We start from the raw sequence: 17,348 nt of genomic DNA on the forward strand, positions 1-17,348 counted from the left end.
ATCGAGCTACGCACGCTGCGCTATTTCGTGGCGGTCGCCGAGGAACTCCACTTCGGCCGGGCCGCCGCGCGCCTCCAAATGAGCCAGCCCCCGCTGAGCCGTGCGGTCAAGGGCCTGGAAGCCGAGATCGGGGCGCGGCTCTTCGAGCGGTCCCCGGCCGGCGTCGCGCTCACCCCGGTCGGAGCCGTGCTCCTGGACGAGGCCCGCGCGCTCCTCGACCAGGCCGACAGGCTGCGCGTACGCGTCGCCGGGGCGGCCGGCACCGCCGTTCTGACGGTCGGCCTCCTGGGCGACAGCACGGATCCGGGGGTGACCCGGCTGGCCCGCGCGTACCGGGAACGCCACCCGGGCGTCGAGATCCGCATCCGCGAGACCGACCTGACGGACCCCACGTGCGGCGTGCACGCCGGGCTCGTCGACATCGCCCTCACCCGTGCGCCGTTCGACGAAACAGGGCTGGTGGTACGGGAGTTGCGGGCCGACCCGGTGGGGGCGCTGCTGCGCGCCGACGATCCGCTGGCCCGCCGGGAGAGCCTGCGGCTGGCCGACCTCGCCGACCGGCGGTGGTTCCGGTTCCCGGCGGGCACGGATCGCCGCTGGCAGTCGTACTGGAACGGCGGGGCGGAGCGGGAGGGGCCGGTGGTGCGTGCGGTTCAGGAGTGCCGGCAGGCGGTGCTGTGGAACGGCACGGTGGGCATGACCCTGACCGACCACGATCCGGGCGACGGGCTCACCGTGGTACCGGTCGACGACATGCCGCCGAGCCGGGTGGTGGTGGCGTGGAAGGAGAAGGAGGGGGGCGGGAATCCGCTGGTGCGGTCGTTTGTGAGGGTGGCGGTGGGGGCGTACGGGACGGATTAAACGCCGTCCACCTTGACCGCCGCGACGAAGGCCGACCAGACCGAAGCCGCGAAGAGGAGGGCTCCGCTGGCGGGGACCTTGCTGTCGCGGACGGGAACGAGGGAGGGGAGACCGGCGGCTACTTCGAGGCATTCGCCGCCACTCGTGTTGCTGTAGCTGCTCTTGTGCCAAGAGGCTGAGGCCAGGAGATCGTCGGAGACCTCGACGCAATCGCCGCCACTCGTGTTGCTGGAGCTGCTCTTGCGCCACGTGACGCCACTCAGGTCGACGGCTCGCACGGCAATTCCTCCAACATCCGCAGGATGAACTTGCGCGACTCGGCCGGTGACAGCGCCAGGTCACGCATCGCATCGTACCTACGCAGCAGCAGCTCAACTGAGGTGTTTTCTTCCACCAGTTCACCACGTAAATCGTTCTCGGTGTAGGCGACCGTACGGCCATCCGGCAACCGCAGGAACATCACGGAGGTGTTCATCAGGCCGTGGGGTCCGGCGCTGAACGGCAGCACCTGAAGGGTGATGTTCGGTCGTTCGGCAGCTGCCGCCAAGTGCTCCAACTGCTCCCGCCACGCCACCAGATCACACAGCGACGTACGTAGCACGGCCTCGGAGAGGATGACGCGAAACATGGGCGGGTCATTGCTCTCCAGCAGTTGGCGACGCCCTACGCGTGCCTCCACCTGCTGCTCCAGCTCAGCACCCTCGATCCAGCCCACCGCGAGTGCCTCACGAACGTACCCGGGCGTCTGCAGCAGACCCGGCGGTGAGCTCCCGGCGTAGTGCCACAGGCTCGTCGCCTCCGCTTCCAACCTCATGTACCGCCGATACTGCTCCTTGAACTGCGACGGGTCCCCAACCGCCAACTCCCACAAGGCCAGCAACAGCCCCGGCGTCCCATAGAACTGATCCAGCGCCTCCACGACCTCCGGGCTCCCCAGACTCCGCCCGCTCTCCATCTTCCCGAAGTTGGACGCGTCCCAGCCCAGTTCCTCGGCCAGCCCTTTTAAGCTCACCCCCCTTTCCGCCCTCAACAACCGCAACTCCTCCGCGAACCGTTGCCTGGGCTCCTGACTACGCCCCGTCACCACCCGCCTCTGCGGCACCGCCCCTCCCTCGTCCCCCATGGAATTTGTGGAATTAGCGCCGCCAGACGGGGAAGAACGGCCCCTCATCGGCGTGCCTACCCCGCTCCCGGGCCATCCTCGTAGCAGCCTCGACACGCAGAGTAGTCCAACTCGCGCATTTCGTATAGATGTTGGACGAAAGGAGCGAATGCCATGGAGCCCGGAACCCTGCTCTACGACACCGCCACCGACCAGGTCGGCGAGTACCGGGACCGGTCGGGGCCGTACGCGATACTGCGCCCCGTCGGCGGTGGCAGGGAGTGGCAGGCCGACCCGGCGACGCTACGCCCCGCTACCGACAGAGAGCGGCTGAGCGCGGGCGTGCGCGCGGCGAACGACCGTAGTACGTGGGCCGTACCGTCCAGCCCCGACGACCTCGGCCGGCCGCCCCGGCCCGTCCCCGGCTGCGTCGAGTGCACGGCGCTCGGCGACCGCCGGGAGACCGCCCTGACCTCGTTCGACCACAGCGCGGCCACCGACGCGAACGTGCTGCTGCGCCAGCACCAGCGCGCGGAGCACCAGCCGTGACCCGCCGTGTCTTCCGGTACGTGCCGTACGTGATCGCGCAGGACACGAGCGCCGCGCCGGAGTACGCGGCGCGGTGCGTGTCGGGGGACGAACAGGACTGCGGGGCCGAGTCCGGGGTGTGCGGGCACCCCGCCGACGTCGAGGAGTGGCAGCGGCTGCACACCCAGGAGACCCGGCATCTGCGGTACCGGAGGATCTTCGCGGACTACGCGGTGCTGACTCCGGCGTAGGCGGCGGACGGCCGGATTACCCTGCTCGCATGGCTAAGAAGCTCGTGATCAAGGTGACGGCGGGGGCGGACGCCCCGGAGCGGTGCTCGCAGGCGTTCACGGTGGCGGCGGTGGCCGTGGCCAGCGGCGTCGAGGTGTCGATGTGGCTGACCGGGGAGTCCTCGTGGTTCGCGCTGCCGGGGCGGGCCGCCGAGTTCGAACTGCCGCACGCCGCCCCGCTGCCCGACCTGGTCGACTCGATCCTGGCCGGGGGCACGCTCACGCTCTGCACGCAGTGCGCGGCCCGCCGGGACATCACGGAGAAGGACGTGATCGAGGGCGTACGGATCGCGGGCGCGCAGGTGTTCGTCCAGGAGGCGATGGCGGACGGGGCGCAGGCGCTCGTGTACTAGGCGGTGCACCAGGGGGTCAGCCGGTCGGCGTGCCGATCTCGTCGCGTTCCAGTACGGCGCGGAGCCGGGCGAAGGCGTGTGCGACGGCCGGTCCGGACTCGCCGAGGGTGTCTCCGATCAGCTCGGCCAGCCGTTCGGTGACGGTGGCCTCCGCCGCGTCGACCAGGGCCGAGCCGCCGCCGGTCAGCGCCAGCAGCGAGGACCGGCGGTCCGCCGGATTGGCCTGGCGGACGACCCAGCCCTGCTTCTCCAGGCGGTCGACGCTCTTGCTGGTCGCGCCGATGCCGATGGCGAACCCGGCGGCGAGGTCCCCGACCCGGGACCCGGGATGGTCCCGCAGGTGACGCAGGAACTCGAACTGCGACGTGACGATCCCGTGCCGCTCGCGAAGACGGTCGTTCAGGGCGTTGTACAGCCGCGTCTCGCACCGCACGAGGTCGTGGAAGAAACCCAGGAGGAGGTCGGCGCTGTCACCGCCCGATGTATATGCCACGGCATATACTGTAGCGGCATGTACATGCGAGGGGAGCAGGTATGAGCAGGGAACAACGCGCGATGATCGACGCGCGGGCGCGGCAGCCGCGGCCCGTGGGCGCTCCGTCGGTCGAGGACATCCGGGCCGGGTTCAGGGCGCTGATGGCCGAGATGATCGTCCCGGACGGGATCCGCACCTCGGCCGCGAAGCTCGGCCCGCGCCCGGCACTGTGTGTCGAGCCGGTCGACGGGGAGCGCGCCGGGACGCTCCTGTACTTCCACGGCGGCGCCTATGTGTTCGGCTCCCCCGAGACCGCACTGTCACTGACGGGCAACCTCGTGACCAGGACCGGGTTCAGGGCCTACTCGCTGGACTACCGGCTGGCCCCCGAGCACCCGTTCCCGGCGGCGATCGAGGACACGGTGGACGCGTACCGTGCGCTGCTCGACAGCGGCACGGACCCGTCGTCCATCGCGTTCGCCGGGGACTCCGCCGGTGGCGGTCTCAGCGTCACCACCTGCCTCGCCGTCCGCGACGCGGGGCTGCCGATGCCGGCCGCGATCGTGGCGTTCTCGCCCGGGCTCGACCTCACCCGCACCGGGGAGAGCATGGACACGAAGGCGGGCATCGACCCGTACTTCACACGGGAGTCCCTGGCCCACACCGGGGCGATGTACATGGCGGGGCGGGATCCCCACCACGAGCTGCTCAGCCCGGCCGTCCTGGCCGACCTGACCGGCTTCCCGCCGATGCTCCTGCAGGCCGGCACGAACGAGGTGCTCCTGGACGACTCCACGCGCCTGGCCGCGCGGGCCAGGGCCGCCGGTGTGGACGTCGTCCTCGACATCACCGCCGACGTCCCGCATGTGTTCCAGTCCTTCGCGGGCGTCCTCGACGAGGCCGACGAGGCGCTGGACCGCGCGGCGCTCTTCCTCACGCAGCGCATCCGCGCGTAGGGCCTGTCCGGCCCCTAGGACCGCGGGCGTTTCTTGCCGTCCAGCTCGTCCCACCACTCGTCGGACTGCGGATCGCCCGAGGGATCGTCCCACCAGCGGTCGTCCGGCCCCCGGCGGTTCGCGACCATCGCGGCGACCGGCGGAATGACCATGGCCACCACACACATCCCCACGGCGGCGGGGACGGACCAGAGGCGTACGACTGCCCACGCCAGGACGAAGAGACCGATACAGATCCCCATCATGGCGAAGTACACGCGACGGCGCCTTGCCAGCATGAGTCCAGGGTAGGTCCCGCACGGGGGTCGAGCGCGGGACGGTGCGCACCGGCTCGCCTCACGGCCGACGGACGGAGTCCGGCGCAGCGACTCGAAGCCTGCGAAGCAGTGCGAGAGACGCATCAAGGAGCGGTCACGCGACGGCGCCTTGCCAGCATGAGTCCAGGGTAGGGCCGAGTCCTCTGTCCGGACATGGCGAAGGGCCGCGCCTCCCGGGTTTGGTTCGGGGGGTGCGGCCCTTGGCCGGGTGTGCTGGTGGGCTCAGACCGCGATCGCGACCTCGGCCAGGCCGCCCTGCTGGGCGACGACCGTGCGGTCGGCGGTGGCGCCGGGGACGAGGGCGCGGACGGTCCAGGTGCCCTCCGCCGCGTAGAAGCGGAACTGTCCGGTGGCGGAGGTCGGGACCTCCGCGGTGAACTCACCGGTCGAGTCGAGCAGGCGGACGTAGCCGACCACGGGCTCGCCGTCCTTCGTCACCTGCCCCTGGATCGTGGTCTCACCGGGCTTGATCGTCGAGGGGTCCGGGCCGCCGGCCTTCGCTCCACACATGCTGATACTCCAGAGGTCTTGAAAGGTCGGTCTGAGGTCTTGCCGGGGGTCTTACTTGTTGGCGCCGAGCTCGATCGGGACGCCGACGAGGCTGCCGTACTCGGTCCAGGAGCCGTCGTAGTTCTTGACGTTCTCGACACCGAGCAGCTCGTGCAGGACGAACCAGGTCAGGGCCGAGCGCTCGCCGATACGGCAGTAGGCGATGGTGTCCTTGGCGAGGTCCACCTGCTCCTCGGCGTAGAGCTCCTTGAGGTCGTCGTCCGACTTGAACGTGCCGTCGTCGTTGGCGTTCTTCGACCACGGGATGTTGCGGGCGGACGGGACGTGGCCCGGACGCTGCGACTGCTCCTGCGGCAGGTGGGCCGGGGCGAGCAGCTTGCCGGAGAACTCGTCGGGGGACCGCACGTCGACGAGGTTCTGCGAGCCGATGGCCGCCACGACGTCGTCGCGGAAGGCGCGGATCGCGGTGTTCTGCGGCTTGGCCTTGTAGGTGGTCTCGGTGCGCTCCGGGACCTCCTCGACCAGCTCGCGGGCGTCCAGCTCCCACTTCTTGCGGCCGCCGTCGAGAAGCTTGACGTTCTCGTGGCCGTACAGCTTGAAGTACCAGTAGGCGTAGGACGCGAACCAGTTGTTGTTGCCGCCGTAGAGGATCACCAGCGTGTCGTTGGCGATGCCCTTCGCCGACAGGAGCTTCTCGAAGCCCTCCTGGTCGATGAAGTCGCGGCGGACCGGGTCCTGCAGGTCCTTGGTCCAGTCGATCCGGATCGCGTTCTTGATGTGGTTCTTCTCGTAGGCGGACGTGTCCTCGTCCACCTCCACGATCGCGATCTCGGGGTTGTCCAGGTTGTCCTGGACCCAGTCGGCGTCGACGAGGACGTCGCTGCGGCTCATGCTCTTTCTCCTCCGGGGCAGTTGCGGCGGGGCGTGCGAGTGCGGGTGGGTGCGCGGCGGGGCGCACGGATGCCCTCGGCATGGGAGGGCAGGGGGGAGGGGGAGGCAGCGGCCTCCACCGTCAGAAGGGGCGACAGAGCATGGCGGCAACGCGGCACAGGTCGACTGCCCGCCGCTTCGTGAGATCCGCCTGTCGCTTCATGGGCTCGATCGTAGGGACGGATAACCGGGCATGTCACCGGCATGTCGTATGGTGAGACACGATCGTCCGGATTGTGGGACGCGATCAGGGTCCGGGGCGTGGTTCCGGGACGGGCGGGTGTCTGTATCCGTCGTCACATCTGAGGTACGGACACGGCCGTCTCGCCTGTTGGAACGCCGACAGGCCGCCGTGACCGCCGGTGGGGCCGCCGGTGACCGCCGCCGTCGCGCTTTCTACCCGGCCAGCTTGACGTTCGAACCCTTCACCGCGATCTCCACACCGTCCTGCACAGCCTGCACCTTGTCCAGCTGGACACCGCCGGGCAGCTGATCGATCGCCTGCTGGAAGTCGGAGGCCTGCCGGAAGCGGTTCTCGATGACACTCACCCCGGCGAGCTTGGGGAGGTTGTCGGCGTGCACCTGGACGGTGTTGTCCTTGACGGTGACCGTGCTGAGGACGGGCACCTTCTGGTGGGCGCTGACGCCGGGCACGGTGATGTCGAGGGTGACCTTGATCTTGCCGTTGCCGCCGTCGCCGAGTCCGACGACCTGGCCGGTGAAGCCGAGGCCGATGTCCACGGGCTCCGTCCGCGCGTTCTTCAGCAGCTCGGCGTAGGAGATGAGCGCGGTGCCGGTGGCGGACCGCGCGGTGGCGGAGCTGTAGTCGCCGGTGAAGGTGACGTCCTTCATGTCGGCGTGCAGGTCGTCGATACGGATGGTCTTGCCGGCGGTGCCGGTGCTGGCGTCGTAGTCCTTGATGCCGACCTCGACGTCGTCGAGGGTGCCGCCGGCGACCTGGGTGAGGAACGGAAAGCCGTTGATGGAGACGTCGGGGGTGCTCGCGAGCCCCTCGGTCGTCTTCAGCTTGCCGGCGGCCTCGCTCTCGGCGAAGTGCACGGCGACGCGGTCGACGACCACGAAGAGGACGCCGAGAACGACGACGACGATCAGGAGTGTTCGCAGGGCGCGCATGTGGTGTGGGTCCCCCGGGTCGGCATTTTCACGTCGGTCCAGCCACGCTAACCCTGCGGGGGCGGGCCGATGGGGGATTGTCGAGCAGCTGTGACAGTGGCCGGCGGTGGTGGTGGCGGTGGTGGTGCTGGGGGCTGCCGCCCCCAGACCCCCGGATCGGGGCGTCCCAGGCCTGTGTTTCGGCTGCGGGCCGGTGGGGGCTGATCGCGCAGTTCCCCGCGCCCCTGAGGCCGGCCGCCCTAGCCTGCGTTCGAAGGCGCCGCGCGCCTGAGGTCGGCCGCCCTAGCCCGGGTTCAAAGGCGCCGCGCCCCTGAGGTCGGCCGCCCAAGCCCGGGTTCAAAGGCGCCGCGCCCCTGAGGTCGGCCGTCCAGCCCGCGTTCGAAGGCGCCGCGCGCCTGAGGTCGGGCCCAGTCCCCGTTCGAAGGCGCCGCGCGCCTACAGGGCTTCGGCCTCAGTCCTCCACGAACCGAGTCGGGGGGGTGGGTGGGCGGGTCAGTGGAGGACCCAGACCAAGGGGGCCGCTGCCGACAGGGGTAGGGCCACGCCCGCCGTGAAGTGGACGAACCTCGACGGGTAGTCGTAGCTCGCCACCCGGTGGCCGACGAGCGCGCACGCCGCGGCCGCCGCTCCGATCAGCGCTCCCTGCGTGCCCAGCCCCGTCATACCGCCCACCGCGATGCCCGCCCCGGTCGCCGCCAGCAGGGACACGACCACCGACGCCGGCGTCGGCAGCGGCAACGCCCTCGCCAGTACGGCCACCGCGACCGCCGCCGCCCCGACCGACACCGCGTCCGGATCCGCGCCCAGGTAACCCGTCGCGATGATCGTCAGCGCGGAGGACGCGACCGTGGCCATCAGGCCGTACATACGCGTGTCCGGGTCCGCGTGCGAGCGGAGCTGGAGGACGAGGGTGAGCAGGACCCAGATGCCCAGGGGGCCGAGGATCGCCGCCGGGGCCTGGTCGCGGCCCGCCACCAGTACCGCCGCGTCCGCCGCCAGCCCGCCCAGGAACGCGAGGGCGATGCCCTGCCGGGCCGGCCACATGCCGTTGAGGCGGAACCAGCCCGCCGCCGTCACCGCCTGGAGGATCACCAGGGGGACGACCAGGGCGTACGAGGAGACCTGAGCCGTCGCCGCCAGCAGCAGGCCCAGCAGCGCCGTCAACAGCGCCGGCTGCATCCCCGGCTCGATGACCGGCGAACGGCCCTCCAGGCGCGCCCGCTGCGCGTCCGTGATCCGCGCGTTCCCGGCGAGGGTCGAGGGACCGTACCCCGGGCCGCCGGACTCAGCGGGGGCAGGGGCAGTGGCGGCCGCCGGAGCCGCCGCGGCCTGCGGGGGTGCCGGGTACGTCGGCTGCTGCTGCGCCTGCGCATACGGCTGCTGCTGCAGGTACGACGTCTCCGCGGCCGCCGCCGGCACCGGCGCGTGCGTCTGCGTCTCCCACGTCTGCCCCTGCCACTGCTGCGTGGCGTACTGCTGCTGCTCCTCGTACCCCCACTGCTGCTGCCCGGCCTGGGGCTGCTGCTGGTACGGGTCGTAGCCCTCGTACGGCTGGTTGGTCATCGCTCTCGCTCACCCTCCTGCGAACGGCGGGAGCACCTCGACCGTGCCGCCCTCGGCCAGCCGTACCGTCTCATGCGCACGCGTCCCCACGGGGTCACCGTCGACGAGGAAGGAGCATCGCCGCAGGACGCGCGCCAGTTCCCCGGGGTGTCGCACGCGCACCGCGTCCAGCGCCTCGGCGAGGGTGTCCGCGTCGCACGGCTCCTCGGCGATGCCGGCCGCGGCCTTCGCGGCGGCCCAGTAGCGCACCGTGACCTTGGGCATCAGGTTCCTCTGGAGAATCAGTCAGTCGGCTGTGTACGGGGCCAGGCTAGCCCGCCCGGGACACCGCCCAGTCGCCGATCCTGGCCAGCAGCGCCTCGTCCGCCGCGTGTTCGGCGTGGCCCATGCCGGGCTCCAGCCACAGGTCGGCGCCGTCACCCGCGGCCGCGGCCAGCATCTGCGGGTGGTCGACCGGGAAGTAGCCGTCGCTGTCGCCGTGCACGATCAGCAGCGGGGCGGGCGCGATCTTCGGCACCGCCTCCACCGGGGACAGCGGGACCGGGTTCCAGTCGCGGTAGTGGATACGGGTGTGGAAGCCGTAGCGGCCGACCAGCCGGCCCTCGGGACGGGTGACCAGCCAGTGGACGCGGCGCATCGGGGCGGTGCCCCGGTAGTACCAGCGGGCGGGGGACGACACGGAGACCACGGCGTCCACCCCGGCGTGCAGCGCCGCGTGCCGCAGGACCACCGAGCCGCCCATGGAGAAGCCGACGGTCACCACGCGGGTGTGCCCGAGCTCGCGTGCCCATCGCACCGCCGCCGCCAGGTCGAGGACCTCGCGATCGCCGACGGTGGTACGGCCGCCGGAGCGGCCGTGGCCCCGGAAGGAGAAGCTGACGACCGGGGCGTAATCCGTCAGCGCGGTCACCACCCGTCGTACGTGTGGCCGGTCCACGTCGCCCGTGAAACCGTGGGCCATGACGAACACGAGGTCACGGGAGAGTGGCCGGGAGCTGTCGTATACGACGGAGGCCGGATCGTATACGGAATCGACGGAAACCCCGTCGGCCGTGCGCAGAAACGTCCGGATAGGGGCGTATCTGCTTGTCTCAGAGTTCGGACGAACGATGGAACGTGCCACATGACCTGCCGGACCAATGCTCATGTGGGCTATTCTGCTGGGCAGAGGACTCGGGCAGCGCCGCCACCGGGTCCTTTTGTGCTTTCGGAAGGCTTGTATACGAAGCGGGAAACTCCAGGTGACCGCGGATGTATGGAGCATCGGGAGCGCAGCGCAGTGTCATTGCACACAGTCCTCGCAGGGACCGAGGAGGAACCAGACGTATGAGTTCTCTGCTGCTCCTGACCAACGCCCTCCAGCCGTCGACGGAGGTGCTGCCGGCCCTCGGCCTGCTCCTGCACAACGTGCGGGTCGCCCCGGCCGAAGGCCCCGCCCTCGTCGACACCCCGGGTGCCGACGTCATCCTGATCGACGGCCGCCGCGACCTCCCGCAGGTCCGCAGCCTCTGCCAGCTGCTGCGGTCGACCGGCCCCGGCTGTCCGCTCATCCTGGTCGTGACGGAGGGCGGGCTCGCCGCCGTCACCGCCGACTGGGGCATCGACGACGTCCTCCTCGACACGGCGGGTCCCGCCGAGGTCGAGGCGCGACTGCGCCTCGCCATGGGCCGGCAGCAGATCGTCGCCGACGACTCCCCCATGGAGATCCGCAACGGCGACCTGTCGGTCGACGAGGCGACGTACAGCGCGAAGCTGAAGGGACGGGTCCTCGACCTCACCTTCAAGGAGTTCGAGCTGCTGAAATACCTGGCCCAGCACCCCGGCCGGGTGTTCACTCGCGCACAGCTGCTCCAGGAGGTCTGGGGGTACGACTACTTCGGCGGCACCCGGACCGTCGATGTGCACGTACGACGGCTGCGCGCCAAGCTCGGCGTGGAGCACGAGTCCTTGATCGGCACCGTCCGGAACGTCGGTTATCGATTCGTTACGCCCGAGAAGGGTGAGCGGGCGAGCGACGACGCCAAGGCCAAGGCGGACCACGCAAAGACGGAGGATGTGGACGCATCGGCCGCCCTGGACGCGGTCGAGGTGCCTGCGGAGGCATAGTCGAGGGCCGGGCGAGGCATGGCCGTCGCCCGGCCGGGGCATTGCTTACGCAAGCGAAGCCGCGATATGCCCTGCCCAGAGCGGGTCCATCCGCGTAGACTCCGCGCGTGGCCAAGGTGACTCGGGACGATGTGGCGCGGCTGGCGGGAACTTCGACCGCCGTTGTCAGCTATGTCATCAACAACGGACCCCGGCCGGTCGCCCCGGCCACGCGCGAGCGTGTCCTCGCCGCGATCAAGGAACTGGGGTACCGCCCCGACCGGGTCGCCCAGGCGATGGCCTCACGGCGCACCGACCTCATAGGCCTGATCATCCCGGACGCCCGGCAGCCGTTCTTCGGCGAGATGGCGCACGCGGTGGAGCAGGCGGCGTCCGAGCGCGGAAAGATGGTGCTGGTCGGGAACACCGACTACGTCGCCGAGCGCGAGGTCCACTATCTGCGCGCGTTCCTCGGGATGCGGGTCTCGGGCCTCATCCTCGTCTCCCACGCGCTGAACGACCAGGCCGCGGCCGAGATCGAGGCCTGGGACGCCCGGGTGGTGCTGCTGCACGAGCGGCCGGAGGCGATCGACGACGTCGCGGTGGTGACCGACGACCTCGGCGGCGCCCAGCTCGCCGTACGGCATCTGCTGGAGCACGGCTACGAGTACGTGGCCTGTATGGGCGGCACCGCAGAGACCCCGTCGGTCGGCGACCCGGTCTCCGACCACGTCGAGGGCTGGCGCCGGGCCATGGACGAGGCGGGGCTGCCCACGGAGGACCGGCTGTTCGAGGCGCCGTACAACAGGTACGACGCGTACCGGGTCGCCCTGGAGATCCTCTCCGGCCCCGACCGCCCGCCGGCGATCTTCTGCTCCACCGACGACCAGGCGCTCGGTGTGCTGCGGGCGGCGCGGGAGCTGCGTATCGACGTGCCGGGGGAGCTGGCGGTGGCCGGCTTCGACGACATCAAGGAGGCGGCGCTCGCGGATCCCCCGCTGACGACGATCGCGTCGGACCGCCCGGCGATGGCGCGGGCGGCGGTGGATCTCGTCCTGGACGACGGCCTGCGGGTGGCGGGATCGCGGAGGGAGCGCCTGAAGACGTTTCCTTCGCGGCTGGTGGTGCGGGGTTCTTGCGGGTGCGCGTAGTCGTTCTGGTGCGGGTGCGTGGTGGTTGCTCGCGCAGTTCCCCGCGCCCCTAAAAGAAGGGCACTGTAGCGAGCGCCCCTTCAGGGGCGCGGGGAACTGCGCGACCAGCCCCCACCGGCCCGCACTCACAGGAAAGCCTTCATGAACGGCTTCTGAGAACCCCGCTCGACCTGCGAGAAGCCTCTTTATTTCGGGCAAACGAGCTTCTCTTCCCGTTCTCAGCGGGCGCTCAGGAAGCTCTCATGGTCACGGGACAAGCTATTTGTCATGACCGAGAGCTTCCGCCGCAGCGGCGAGTACGAGAACCCGCAGGGTCCCCAGGGCGACGCCTACCAGGGCGCGTACCCCCAGCAGCAGCACGCTGCCTCTCCCGTCAACCCCGAGTGGCCGCCCCCGCCCACGCACCAGCCGATGCAGCAGGCGGCACAGCAGGCCCCGCAGGCCCCGCTCGCGGCGCAGCCGGTCACCGTGGAGCCGGAGACCACGCAGCTCCCGGAGTTCTCGGCGCACCCCGATGAGACCCCGCACTCGGCTCACGCGAAGCAGAAGCGCGCCCGGGGCCCGATAGCCCTGCTGGCCGCGGTCGCGATCGTCGCGGCGGCGGTGGGCGGCGGCACCGCGTACGCCTTCCAGGAGCTGACCGGCAAGAACCAGGTCGTCTCCAGCTCCACCACCACCAGCGTGGTGCCCTCCAGCAAGAAGGGCGACGTCGCCACGATCGCCGCCGCCGTCAGCCCGAGCGTCGTCGAGGTCAACGCGACCCTCAGCAACGGCACCTCCACCGGCTCCGGTGTGATCATCACCAGCAACGGCGAGATCGTCACCAACAACCACGTCATCTCCGGCGCCCAGTCGATCAAGGTGACGACCAGCGCCGGCAAGTCCTACACCGCCAAGGTCGTCGGCACCGACAGCGCCAAGGACCTCGCCCTCCTCAAGCTCGAAGGCGCCTCCGGCCTCACGCCCGCCACCCTGGGCAACTCCGACGGCGTCCAGGTCGGCGACACGGTCGTGGCGATCGGCTCCCCCGAGGGCCTGACCGGCACCGTCACCAGCGGCATCGTCTCCGCGCTGAACCGGGACGTCACCGTCTCCACCGACGAGAGCCAGAGCCAGCAGAGCCAGGGCAGCGGCGGCAGCGGCCAGTGGCCGTTCTCCTTCGGCGGCCAGCAGTTCAACGGCGACACCGGTTCGTCGACCACGACCTACAAGGCGATCCAGACCGACGCGTCCCTCAACCCGGGCAACTCCGGCGGCGCGCTGATCGACGCCGGCGGCAACATCATCGGCATCAACTCGGCGATGTACTCGGCCAGTTCGTCCTCCTCCTCGTCCTCCTCGGACGCGGGCAGCGTCGGCCTCGGCTTCGCCATCCCGATCAACACCGTCAAGTCCGACCTGGCCAAGCTGCGGGCGGGCTCCACCAGCTGAACCACCAGCACGAGCACGTAGGGAGTACGTCATGATCAAGAAGGTCGCTCAGGCTTCGCAGGTCCCGCAGGTCGCGCACACGACGGCCGCCGAAGGCCCGGCCGGCATCACCCTGGCCCTCGCGGTGGCGTACGAACTCCACGCGCCGACGGAGGCGGCGGTGGCCACGACCCCGGCCCCGCGCGCCCCGGAGGTCGCGCCGGCCCCGCAGCTGATGGGCCTGCGCATGTCCATGGCCCGGCCGCACCAGCGCAAGGTGCCGCTGAGCCGCATGACCCTGGTACGCGGCTAGGGTTTTCCGCCCCACCAGCGTGCATACCCGACAGCCCGGAAACATGCGAGGCTGAGAGGCGTCCCGACCGACGAACCACCGCACCCCGAGGAACCGCGAGCGATGAGCCCCGCCGATGGCGACCGTGACCCCCAGCGCATCCTGATCGTCGACGACGAGCCGGCCGTACGCGAAGCGCTCCAGCGCAGCCTCGCCTTCGAGGGGTACGAGACCGAGGAGGCCGTGGACGGCGCGGACGCGCTGGAGAAGGCGACGGCGTACAAGCCCGACCTGATCGTCCTCGACATCCAGATGCCGCGGATGGACGGCATGACCGCGGCCCGCCGCATCCGCGGGGCGGGCGACACGACCCCCATCCTGATGCTGACGGCCCGCGACACGGTCGGCGACCGGGTCACCGGGCTCGACGCGGGGGCCGACGACTACCTGGTCAAGCCGTTCGAACTCGACGAACTCTTCGCCCGCATCCGTGCGCTGCTGCGTCGCAGCTCCTACGCGGCCTCCGTGTCCGAAGCCGCCCAGGAGGACGAGGCGCTCACCTTCGGCGACCTGCGCATGGACCTCGCGACGCGCGAGGTCACGCGCTCCGGTCGCCAGGTGGAGCTGACCCGCACGGAGTTCACGCTCCTGGAGATGTTCATGGCACACCCGCGCCAGGTCCTCACCCGCGAGCAGATCCTGAAGGCCGTCTGGGGCTTCGACTTCGAGCCGTCCTCGAACTCCCTCGACGTCTACGTCATGTACCTCCGCCGCAAGACCGAGGCGGGCGGCGAACCCCGCCTCGTCCACACGGTGCGCGGCGTCGGGTACGTCCTGCGCCAAGGCGGCGCGGAGTGAAGCTCGCCCGCCGCTTCCGCACCCTCCCGATCCGCGCCCGCCTGTCGATGCTGGTCGCGGCGGCGGTGGCGTTCGCGGTGGCGGCGGTCTCGGTGACGTGCTGGTTCATCGTGCAGGGGAAGCTGTACGACGAGATCAACAACGACTTGACGACGAGCGTCCCCCGGTCGATGCCGTACGCACAGGTGGAGTCGGCGCTGCAGAACTGCTCCCAGACACCGACGGGAGGATTCGGTTTCGGGGGGCGCTTCAAGGGCTACACCCAACTGGTCAAATCCGACGGTACGGTCTGTCTGCTGGGCGGTGCGACGTCCCTGGTGAAGACCAACGGAAGTGACAAGTCGTACGCGTCGGACCCGGTCCCCGGAAACGGTGTCCTGCGCAACGGGACCGACAAGGACGGCAACCCGGTACGCATCCTGACGACGTCCATCATGGTCGACACCGACGATCTCGGCGGCCGGGGTATGGTCAAGAACGCCGCGTTGATGATCGCCGTGCCGCTCAAAGGCACCCAGGCGACACTGAACGAACTGGCGTTGCTCCTCCTCGTCGTCTCCGGCATCGGAGTCCTCGGCGCCGGCGCCGCGGGTCTCGCGGTCGCGCGGGCCGGCCTCCGCCCCGTCGACGAACTCACCGAAGCGGTCGAACACATCGCCCGTACCGAGGACCTGAGCATCCGCATCCCGGTGGAGGAGGAGTCGGACGACGAGATCGCCCGCCTGTCCCGCTCGTTCAACTCCATGACCACATCCCTGGCCAACTCCCGCGAGCTGCAGCAGCAGCTCATCGCGGACGCCGGTCACGAACTCCGGACGCCCCTCACCTCCCTCCGTACGAACATCGAGCTCCTCACCCGCAGCGAGGAGACCGGCCGCCCCATCCCCCCTGCCGACCGCAAGGCGCTCCTCGCCTCGGTCAAGGCGCAGATGACGGAGCTGGCGTCGCTGATCGGCGACCTCCAGGAGCTGTCCCGCTCGGAGGGCCAGCGCGGCGAGCGCGTCCAGGTCGTGGCGCTACAGGACACGGTCGAGGCGGCCCTGCGCCGCGCCCGCCTGCGCGGTCCCGAGCTGACGATCACGGCGGACGTCCAGCCGTGGTTCGTACGCGCCGAGCCCTCCGCCCTGGAGCGGGCGATCGTCAACATCCTCGACAACGCCGTGAAGTTCAGCCCCGAGGGCGGCAAGATCGACGTCGCCCTGGAGCGGGGCGTCCTCACGGTCCGCGACCACGGTCCCGGCATCCCGGAGGACGAACTCCCCCACGTCTTCGACCGCTTCTGGCGCTCCCCGAGCGCCCGCGCCCTCCCCGGCTCCGGCCTCGGCCTCTCCATCGTGGCCCGCACGGTCCAACAGGCCGGCGGCGACGTCGCCCTGGCCCGCGCGACAGGCGGCGGCACGGTCGCCACCGTACGCCTCCCGGGCGCGCCTACGGCTCCGCCGGAGACGGTGTGAAGACAGCAGCGGCTTTCGCTGGAACGCTCACCCGCGCCTCGGCCCCGTGATCGCCTCCCCGACCACGAACCCCTTGGCGGGGCCTTCGGTGACGTTGGTGTCCTGAAACGCCGGCCTTCCATGCCTGCCACAGGACCTCGTCCAGGTCGGGTCCGTCGAAGAGTTCAAGTGTGGGCTGGGCGTGCCCGCGGCACAAGCAACGCGATCACGGCAGGTAAGGCCGCATCCTGGCCTGCCGGTAAGCCCCACAGCGACCCGCCTTACCCTCTCCCCAGTCGCGCACTCGTTCGGTGCGCTGGGGGGGAAGGCACGGCGCATGGACGAGGGCGGTATCGAGCGGGAGTACCGCAAGCGGCGGAAGGAGCCCTTGGGACGCCTTCTGCTGCTGGGGGTGCTGCTGGTGAACGGGGTCGTCCAGACCGGCCGGTTCACCGCCGGCGGGCGCGAGGGCGTGGACCGGTGGGGGCCGCCGGTCTTCACGCTGCTGCTGGTCGTGACGATGGCGCGGATCGCGCTGGAGTACTTCCGCGCGCACACCAGGGTCACGGCCGCCGGGATCACCGCGCAGGGAGCCGTGCGTGCGCGCACCTGGACGTGGTCCGAGGTGTACGACATCCGGGTCGAGCCGGTCCCGCGCGGTTCCGGGCGGATGGCCCCCCAATGGCTCACCTACCTGTACGACTTCGAGGGCCGCCGCTTCCTGCTCCCGCACCTCAACGACTGGCAGCTGGCCGACCCCTACACCGAGGTCGCGGACCTGTGCCTGGCGGCCGCCCCGCACCGCAGCCTCACCTGGGAGCGGCGCCCGGACGTCGAGGAGCGGATCCGGCAGGGGGCCGTGCGCCGCAAGGCGTGGCAGTGGGGAAGCTACGGCGCCGTGGCCATGATGGTCCTCATGATGGTGGTCGGCTTCGGGCTGATCGTCACGGAGCGGTACGACCATCCCTTCCTGCTGATCGTGTGCGTGCCGCTGGCCTCGGGCGCCGTCCTGGGCGCCGTGCTCCAGTGGTACTGGAGCATCCGCCCGCCCCGCTCCCTGCCCCGGCAGCCGTGACCGCCCGGCGGCCGTAGCCGTAGCC

Annotated in this window: 23 protein-coding genes; 12 read left to right on the plus strand and 11 right to left on the minus strand. The window is 70.6% G+C overall.

Features of this window, described 5'->3' with window-relative positions; all coding sequences use genetic code 11:
- Entirely contained in the window at positions 1–861 is an 861-nt protein-coding gene (locus AB0D85_RS26440) for a LysR substrate-binding domain-containing protein (protein WP_362325084.1), read from the plus strand.
- Here AB0D85_RS26440 and AB0D85_RS26445 read toward each other — a convergent pair.
- Both AB0D85_RS26445 and AB0D85_RS26450 read right to left on the minus strand, forming a co-directional pair.
- Complete coding sequence (locus tag AB0D85_RS26445) at positions 858–1,139, minus strand: DUF397 domain-containing protein (protein ID WP_362324845.1); 282 nt, start codon at positions 1,137–1,139, stop codon at positions 858–860. The two genes, AB0D85_RS26440 and AB0D85_RS26445, sit on opposite strands and share 4 nt — an antisense overlap.
- Positions 1,121–1,963, minus strand: a complete 843-nt coding sequence (locus AB0D85_RS26450; RefSeq protein ID WP_362324848.1) for a helix-turn-helix transcriptional regulator — start codon at positions 1,961–1,963, stop codon at positions 1,121–1,123. Before AB0D85_RS26450 ends, AB0D85_RS26445 begins: the two co-directional genes overlap by 19 nt.
- Before the next feature lie 174 nt (positions 1,964–2,137).
- Here AB0D85_RS26450 and AB0D85_RS26455 point away from each other — a divergent pair, with 174 nt between their 5' ends.
- Genes AB0D85_RS26455 through AB0D85_RS26465 form a run of 3 tightly spaced genes read left to right on the plus strand, consistent with a single transcriptional unit; the run spans position 2,138 to position 3,134 of the window.
- Positions 2,138–2,512: a hypothetical protein gene (locus AB0D85_RS26455; protein WP_362324851.1), complete on the plus strand. Its 375-nt coding sequence runs from the start codon at positions 2,138–2,140 to the stop codon at positions 2,510–2,512.
- Positions 2,509–2,742, plus strand: coding sequence for a hypothetical protein (locus AB0D85_RS26460; RefSeq protein ID WP_362324854.1), 234 nt, complete (start codon positions 2,509–2,511; stop codon positions 2,740–2,742). Before AB0D85_RS26455 ends, AB0D85_RS26460 begins: the two co-directional genes overlap by 4 nt.
- Before the next feature lie 29 nt (positions 2,743–2,771).
- Positions 2,772–3,134, plus strand: a complete 363-nt coding sequence (locus AB0D85_RS26465; protein ID WP_362324857.1) for a DsrE family protein — start codon at positions 2,772–2,774, stop codon at positions 3,132–3,134.
- 16 nt (positions 3,135–3,150) lie between these two features.
- Here AB0D85_RS26465 and AB0D85_RS26470 read toward each other — a convergent pair whose 3' ends face one another.
- Complete coding sequence (locus tag AB0D85_RS26470) at positions 3,151–3,627, minus strand: MarR family winged helix-turn-helix transcriptional regulator (protein ID WP_362324860.1); 477 nt, start codon at positions 3,625–3,627, stop codon at positions 3,151–3,153.
- Between the two features lie 41 nt (positions 3,628–3,668).
- On the opposite strand from AB0D85_RS26470, the gene AB0D85_RS26475 reads away from it, so the two are divergent.
- Positions 3,669–4,565: an alpha/beta hydrolase gene (locus AB0D85_RS26475; RefSeq protein ID WP_362324863.1), complete on the plus strand. Its 897-nt coding sequence runs from the start codon at positions 3,669–3,671 to the stop codon at positions 4,563–4,565.
- 14 nt (positions 4,566–4,579) lie between these two features.
- Here AB0D85_RS26475 and AB0D85_RS26480 read toward each other — a convergent pair whose 3' ends face one another.
- The 8 genes from AB0D85_RS26480 to AB0D85_RS26515 all read right to left on the minus strand — a co-directional run bounded on the left by AB0D85_RS26480 (position 4,580) and on the right by AB0D85_RS26515 (position 10,166).
- Entirely contained in the window at positions 4,580–4,843 is a 264-nt protein-coding gene (locus tag AB0D85_RS26480; RefSeq protein ID WP_362324866.1) for a DUF3099 domain-containing protein, read from the minus strand.
- 261 nt (positions 4,844–5,104) lie between these two features.
- Positions 5,105–5,392 (minus strand): DUF1416 domain-containing protein, encoded by a 288-nt coding sequence (locus tag AB0D85_RS26485; protein ID WP_093501297.1) that lies wholly within the window; start codon positions 5,390–5,392, stop codon positions 5,105–5,107.
- Positions 5,393–5,443: 51 nt separating this feature from the next.
- Complete coding sequence (locus AB0D85_RS26490) at positions 5,444–6,283, minus strand: sulfurtransferase (RefSeq protein WP_362324870.1); 840 nt, start codon at positions 6,281–6,283, stop codon at positions 5,444–5,446.
- 121 nt (positions 6,284–6,404) lie between these two features.
- Positions 6,405–6,485: an Ms5788A family Cys-rich leader peptide gene (locus tag AB0D85_RS26495; protein ID WP_350751515.1), complete on the minus strand. Its 81-nt coding sequence runs from the start codon at positions 6,483–6,485 to the stop codon at positions 6,405–6,407.
- 233 nt (positions 6,486–6,718) lie between these two features.
- A complete protein-coding gene (locus AB0D85_RS26500) occupies positions 6,719–7,456 on the minus strand; it encodes a DUF2993 domain-containing protein (protein WP_362324873.1) in 738 nt (245 codons plus the stop codon).
- A 492-nt stretch (positions 7,457–7,948) separates the two neighbouring features.
- Positions 7,949–9,019 carry a hypothetical protein gene (locus AB0D85_RS26505; RefSeq protein ID WP_362324876.1) on the minus strand — a complete coding sequence of 357 codons (1,071 nt, stop codon included), beginning with the start codon at positions 9,017–9,019 and terminating at the stop codon, positions 7,949–7,951.
- Between the two features lie 9 nt (positions 9,020–9,028).
- Positions 9,029–9,283: a MoaD/ThiS family protein gene (locus AB0D85_RS26510; protein WP_362324879.1), complete on the minus strand. Its 255-nt coding sequence runs from the start codon at positions 9,281–9,283 to the stop codon at positions 9,029–9,031.
- A gap of 46 nt (positions 9,284–9,329) precedes the next feature.
- Entirely contained in the window at positions 9,330–10,166 is an 837-nt protein-coding gene (locus tag AB0D85_RS26515; protein WP_362324882.1) for an alpha/beta fold hydrolase, read from the minus strand.
- Positions 10,167–10,345: 179 nt separating this feature from the next.
- On the opposite strand from AB0D85_RS26515, the gene AB0D85_RS26520 reads away from it, so the two are divergent.
- The 7 genes from AB0D85_RS26520 (at position 10,346) to AB0D85_RS26550 (ending at position 17,323) form a co-directional block, all read left to right on the plus strand.
- The gene (locus AB0D85_RS26520; protein ID WP_362324885.1) at positions 10,346–11,125 is read left to right on the plus strand and encodes a response regulator transcription factor; all 780 of its coding nucleotides are present in this window, start codon (positions 10,346–10,348) and stop codon (positions 11,123–11,125) included.
- A gap of 107 nt (positions 11,126–11,232) precedes the next feature.
- A complete protein-coding gene (locus AB0D85_RS26525; protein WP_362324888.1) occupies positions 11,233–12,255 on the plus strand; it encodes a LacI family DNA-binding transcriptional regulator in 1,023 nt (340 codons plus the stop codon).
- 267 nt (positions 12,256–12,522) lie between these two features.
- Complete coding sequence (locus AB0D85_RS26530) at positions 12,523–13,686, plus strand: trypsin-like peptidase domain-containing protein (RefSeq protein WP_362324891.1); 1,164 nt, start codon at positions 12,523–12,525, stop codon at positions 13,684–13,686.
- A 31-nt stretch (positions 13,687–13,717) separates the two neighbouring features.
- Complete coding sequence (locus AB0D85_RS26535; protein ID WP_362324894.1) at positions 13,718–13,978, plus strand: hypothetical protein; 261 nt, start codon at positions 13,718–13,720, stop codon at positions 13,976–13,978.
- Between the two features lie 102 nt (positions 13,979–14,080).
- A complete protein-coding gene (locus AB0D85_RS26540) occupies positions 14,081–14,815 on the plus strand; it encodes a response regulator transcription factor (protein WP_362324897.1) in 735 nt (244 codons plus the stop codon).
- Between the two features lie 47 nt (positions 14,816–14,862).
- The gene (locus AB0D85_RS26545; protein ID WP_362325087.1) at positions 14,863–16,269 is read left to right on the plus strand and encodes a HAMP domain-containing sensor histidine kinase; all 1,407 of its coding nucleotides are present in this window, start codon (positions 14,863–14,865) and stop codon (positions 16,267–16,269) included.
- A 316-nt stretch (positions 16,270–16,585) separates the two neighbouring features.
- On the plus strand, positions 16,586–17,323 hold the full coding sequence (locus AB0D85_RS26550) for a PH domain-containing protein (protein ID WP_362324900.1): 738 nt from the start codon (positions 16,586–16,588) through the stop codon (positions 17,321–17,323).
- Positions 17,324–17,348: the final 25 nt, after the last annotated feature.

Origin of the sequence: Streptomyces sp. NPDC048277, assembly GCF_040652235.1 — a bacterium.
In the GTDB taxonomy this organism is placed as follows: Bacteria; Actinomycetota; Actinomycetes; order Streptomycetales; family Streptomycetaceae; genus Streptomyces.

Bases quoted from the DNA above. Each gene is read 5' to 3' on its own strand.
- AB0D85_RS26455 (WP_362324851.1), top strand. From the start codon at position 2,138: ATGGAGCCCGGAACCCTGCTCTACGACACCGCCACCGACCAGGTCGGC.
- AB0D85_RS26465 (WP_362324857.1), top strand. From the start codon at position 2,772: ATGGCTAAGAAGCTCGTGATCAAGGTGACGGCGGGGGCGGACGCCCCG.
- AB0D85_RS26475 (WP_362324863.1), top strand. From the start codon at position 3,669: ATGAGCAGGGAACAACGCGCGATGATCGACGCGCGGGCGCGGCAGCCG.
- AB0D85_RS26480 (WP_362324866.1), bottom strand. From the start codon at position 4,843: ATGCTGGCAAGGCGCCGTCGCGTGTACTTCGCCATGATGGGGATCTGT.
- AB0D85_RS26485 (WP_093501297.1), bottom strand. From the start codon at position 5,392: ATGTGTGGAGCGAAGGCCGGCGGCCCGGACCCCTCGACGATCAAGCCC.
- AB0D85_RS26490 (WP_362324870.1), bottom strand. From the start codon at position 6,283: ATGAGCCGCAGCGACGTCCTCGTCGACGCCGACTGGGTCCAGGACAAC.
- AB0D85_RS26495 (WP_350751515.1), bottom strand. From the start codon at position 6,485: ATGAAGCGACAGGCGGATCTCACGAAGCGGCGGGCAGTCGACCTGTGC.
- AB0D85_RS26500 (WP_362324873.1), bottom strand. From the start codon at position 7,456: ATGCGCGCCCTGCGAACACTCCTGATCGTCGTCGTCGTTCTCGGCGTC.
- AB0D85_RS26505 (WP_362324876.1), bottom strand. From the start codon at position 9,019: ATGACCAACCAGCCGTACGAGGGCTACGACCCGTACCAGCAGCAGCCC.
- AB0D85_RS26510 (WP_362324879.1), bottom strand. From the start codon at position 9,283: ATGCCCAAGGTCACGGTGCGCTACTGGGCCGCCGCGAAGGCCGCGGCC.
- AB0D85_RS26515 (WP_362324882.1), bottom strand. From the start codon at position 10,166: ATGAGCATTGGTCCGGCAGGTCATGTGGCACGTTCCATCGTTCGTCCG.
- AB0D85_RS26520 (WP_362324885.1), top strand. From the start codon at position 10,346: ATGAGTTCTCTGCTGCTCCTGACCAACGCCCTCCAGCCGTCGACGGAG.
- AB0D85_RS26530 (WP_362324891.1), top strand. From the start codon at position 12,523: ATGACCGAGAGCTTCCGCCGCAGCGGCGAGTACGAGAACCCGCAGGGT.
- AB0D85_RS26535 (WP_362324894.1), top strand. From the start codon at position 13,718: ATGATCAAGAAGGTCGCTCAGGCTTCGCAGGTCCCGCAGGTCGCGCAC.
- AB0D85_RS26540 (WP_362324897.1), top strand. From the start codon at position 14,081: ATGAGCCCCGCCGATGGCGACCGTGACCCCCAGCGCATCCTGATCGTC.
- AB0D85_RS26545 (WP_362325087.1), top strand. From the start codon at position 14,863: ATGCTGGTCGCGGCGGCGGTGGCGTTCGCGGTGGCGGCGGTCTCGGTG.
- AB0D85_RS26550 (WP_362324900.1), top strand. From the start codon at position 16,586: ATGGACGAGGGCGGTATCGAGCGGGAGTACCGCAAGCGGCGGAAGGAG.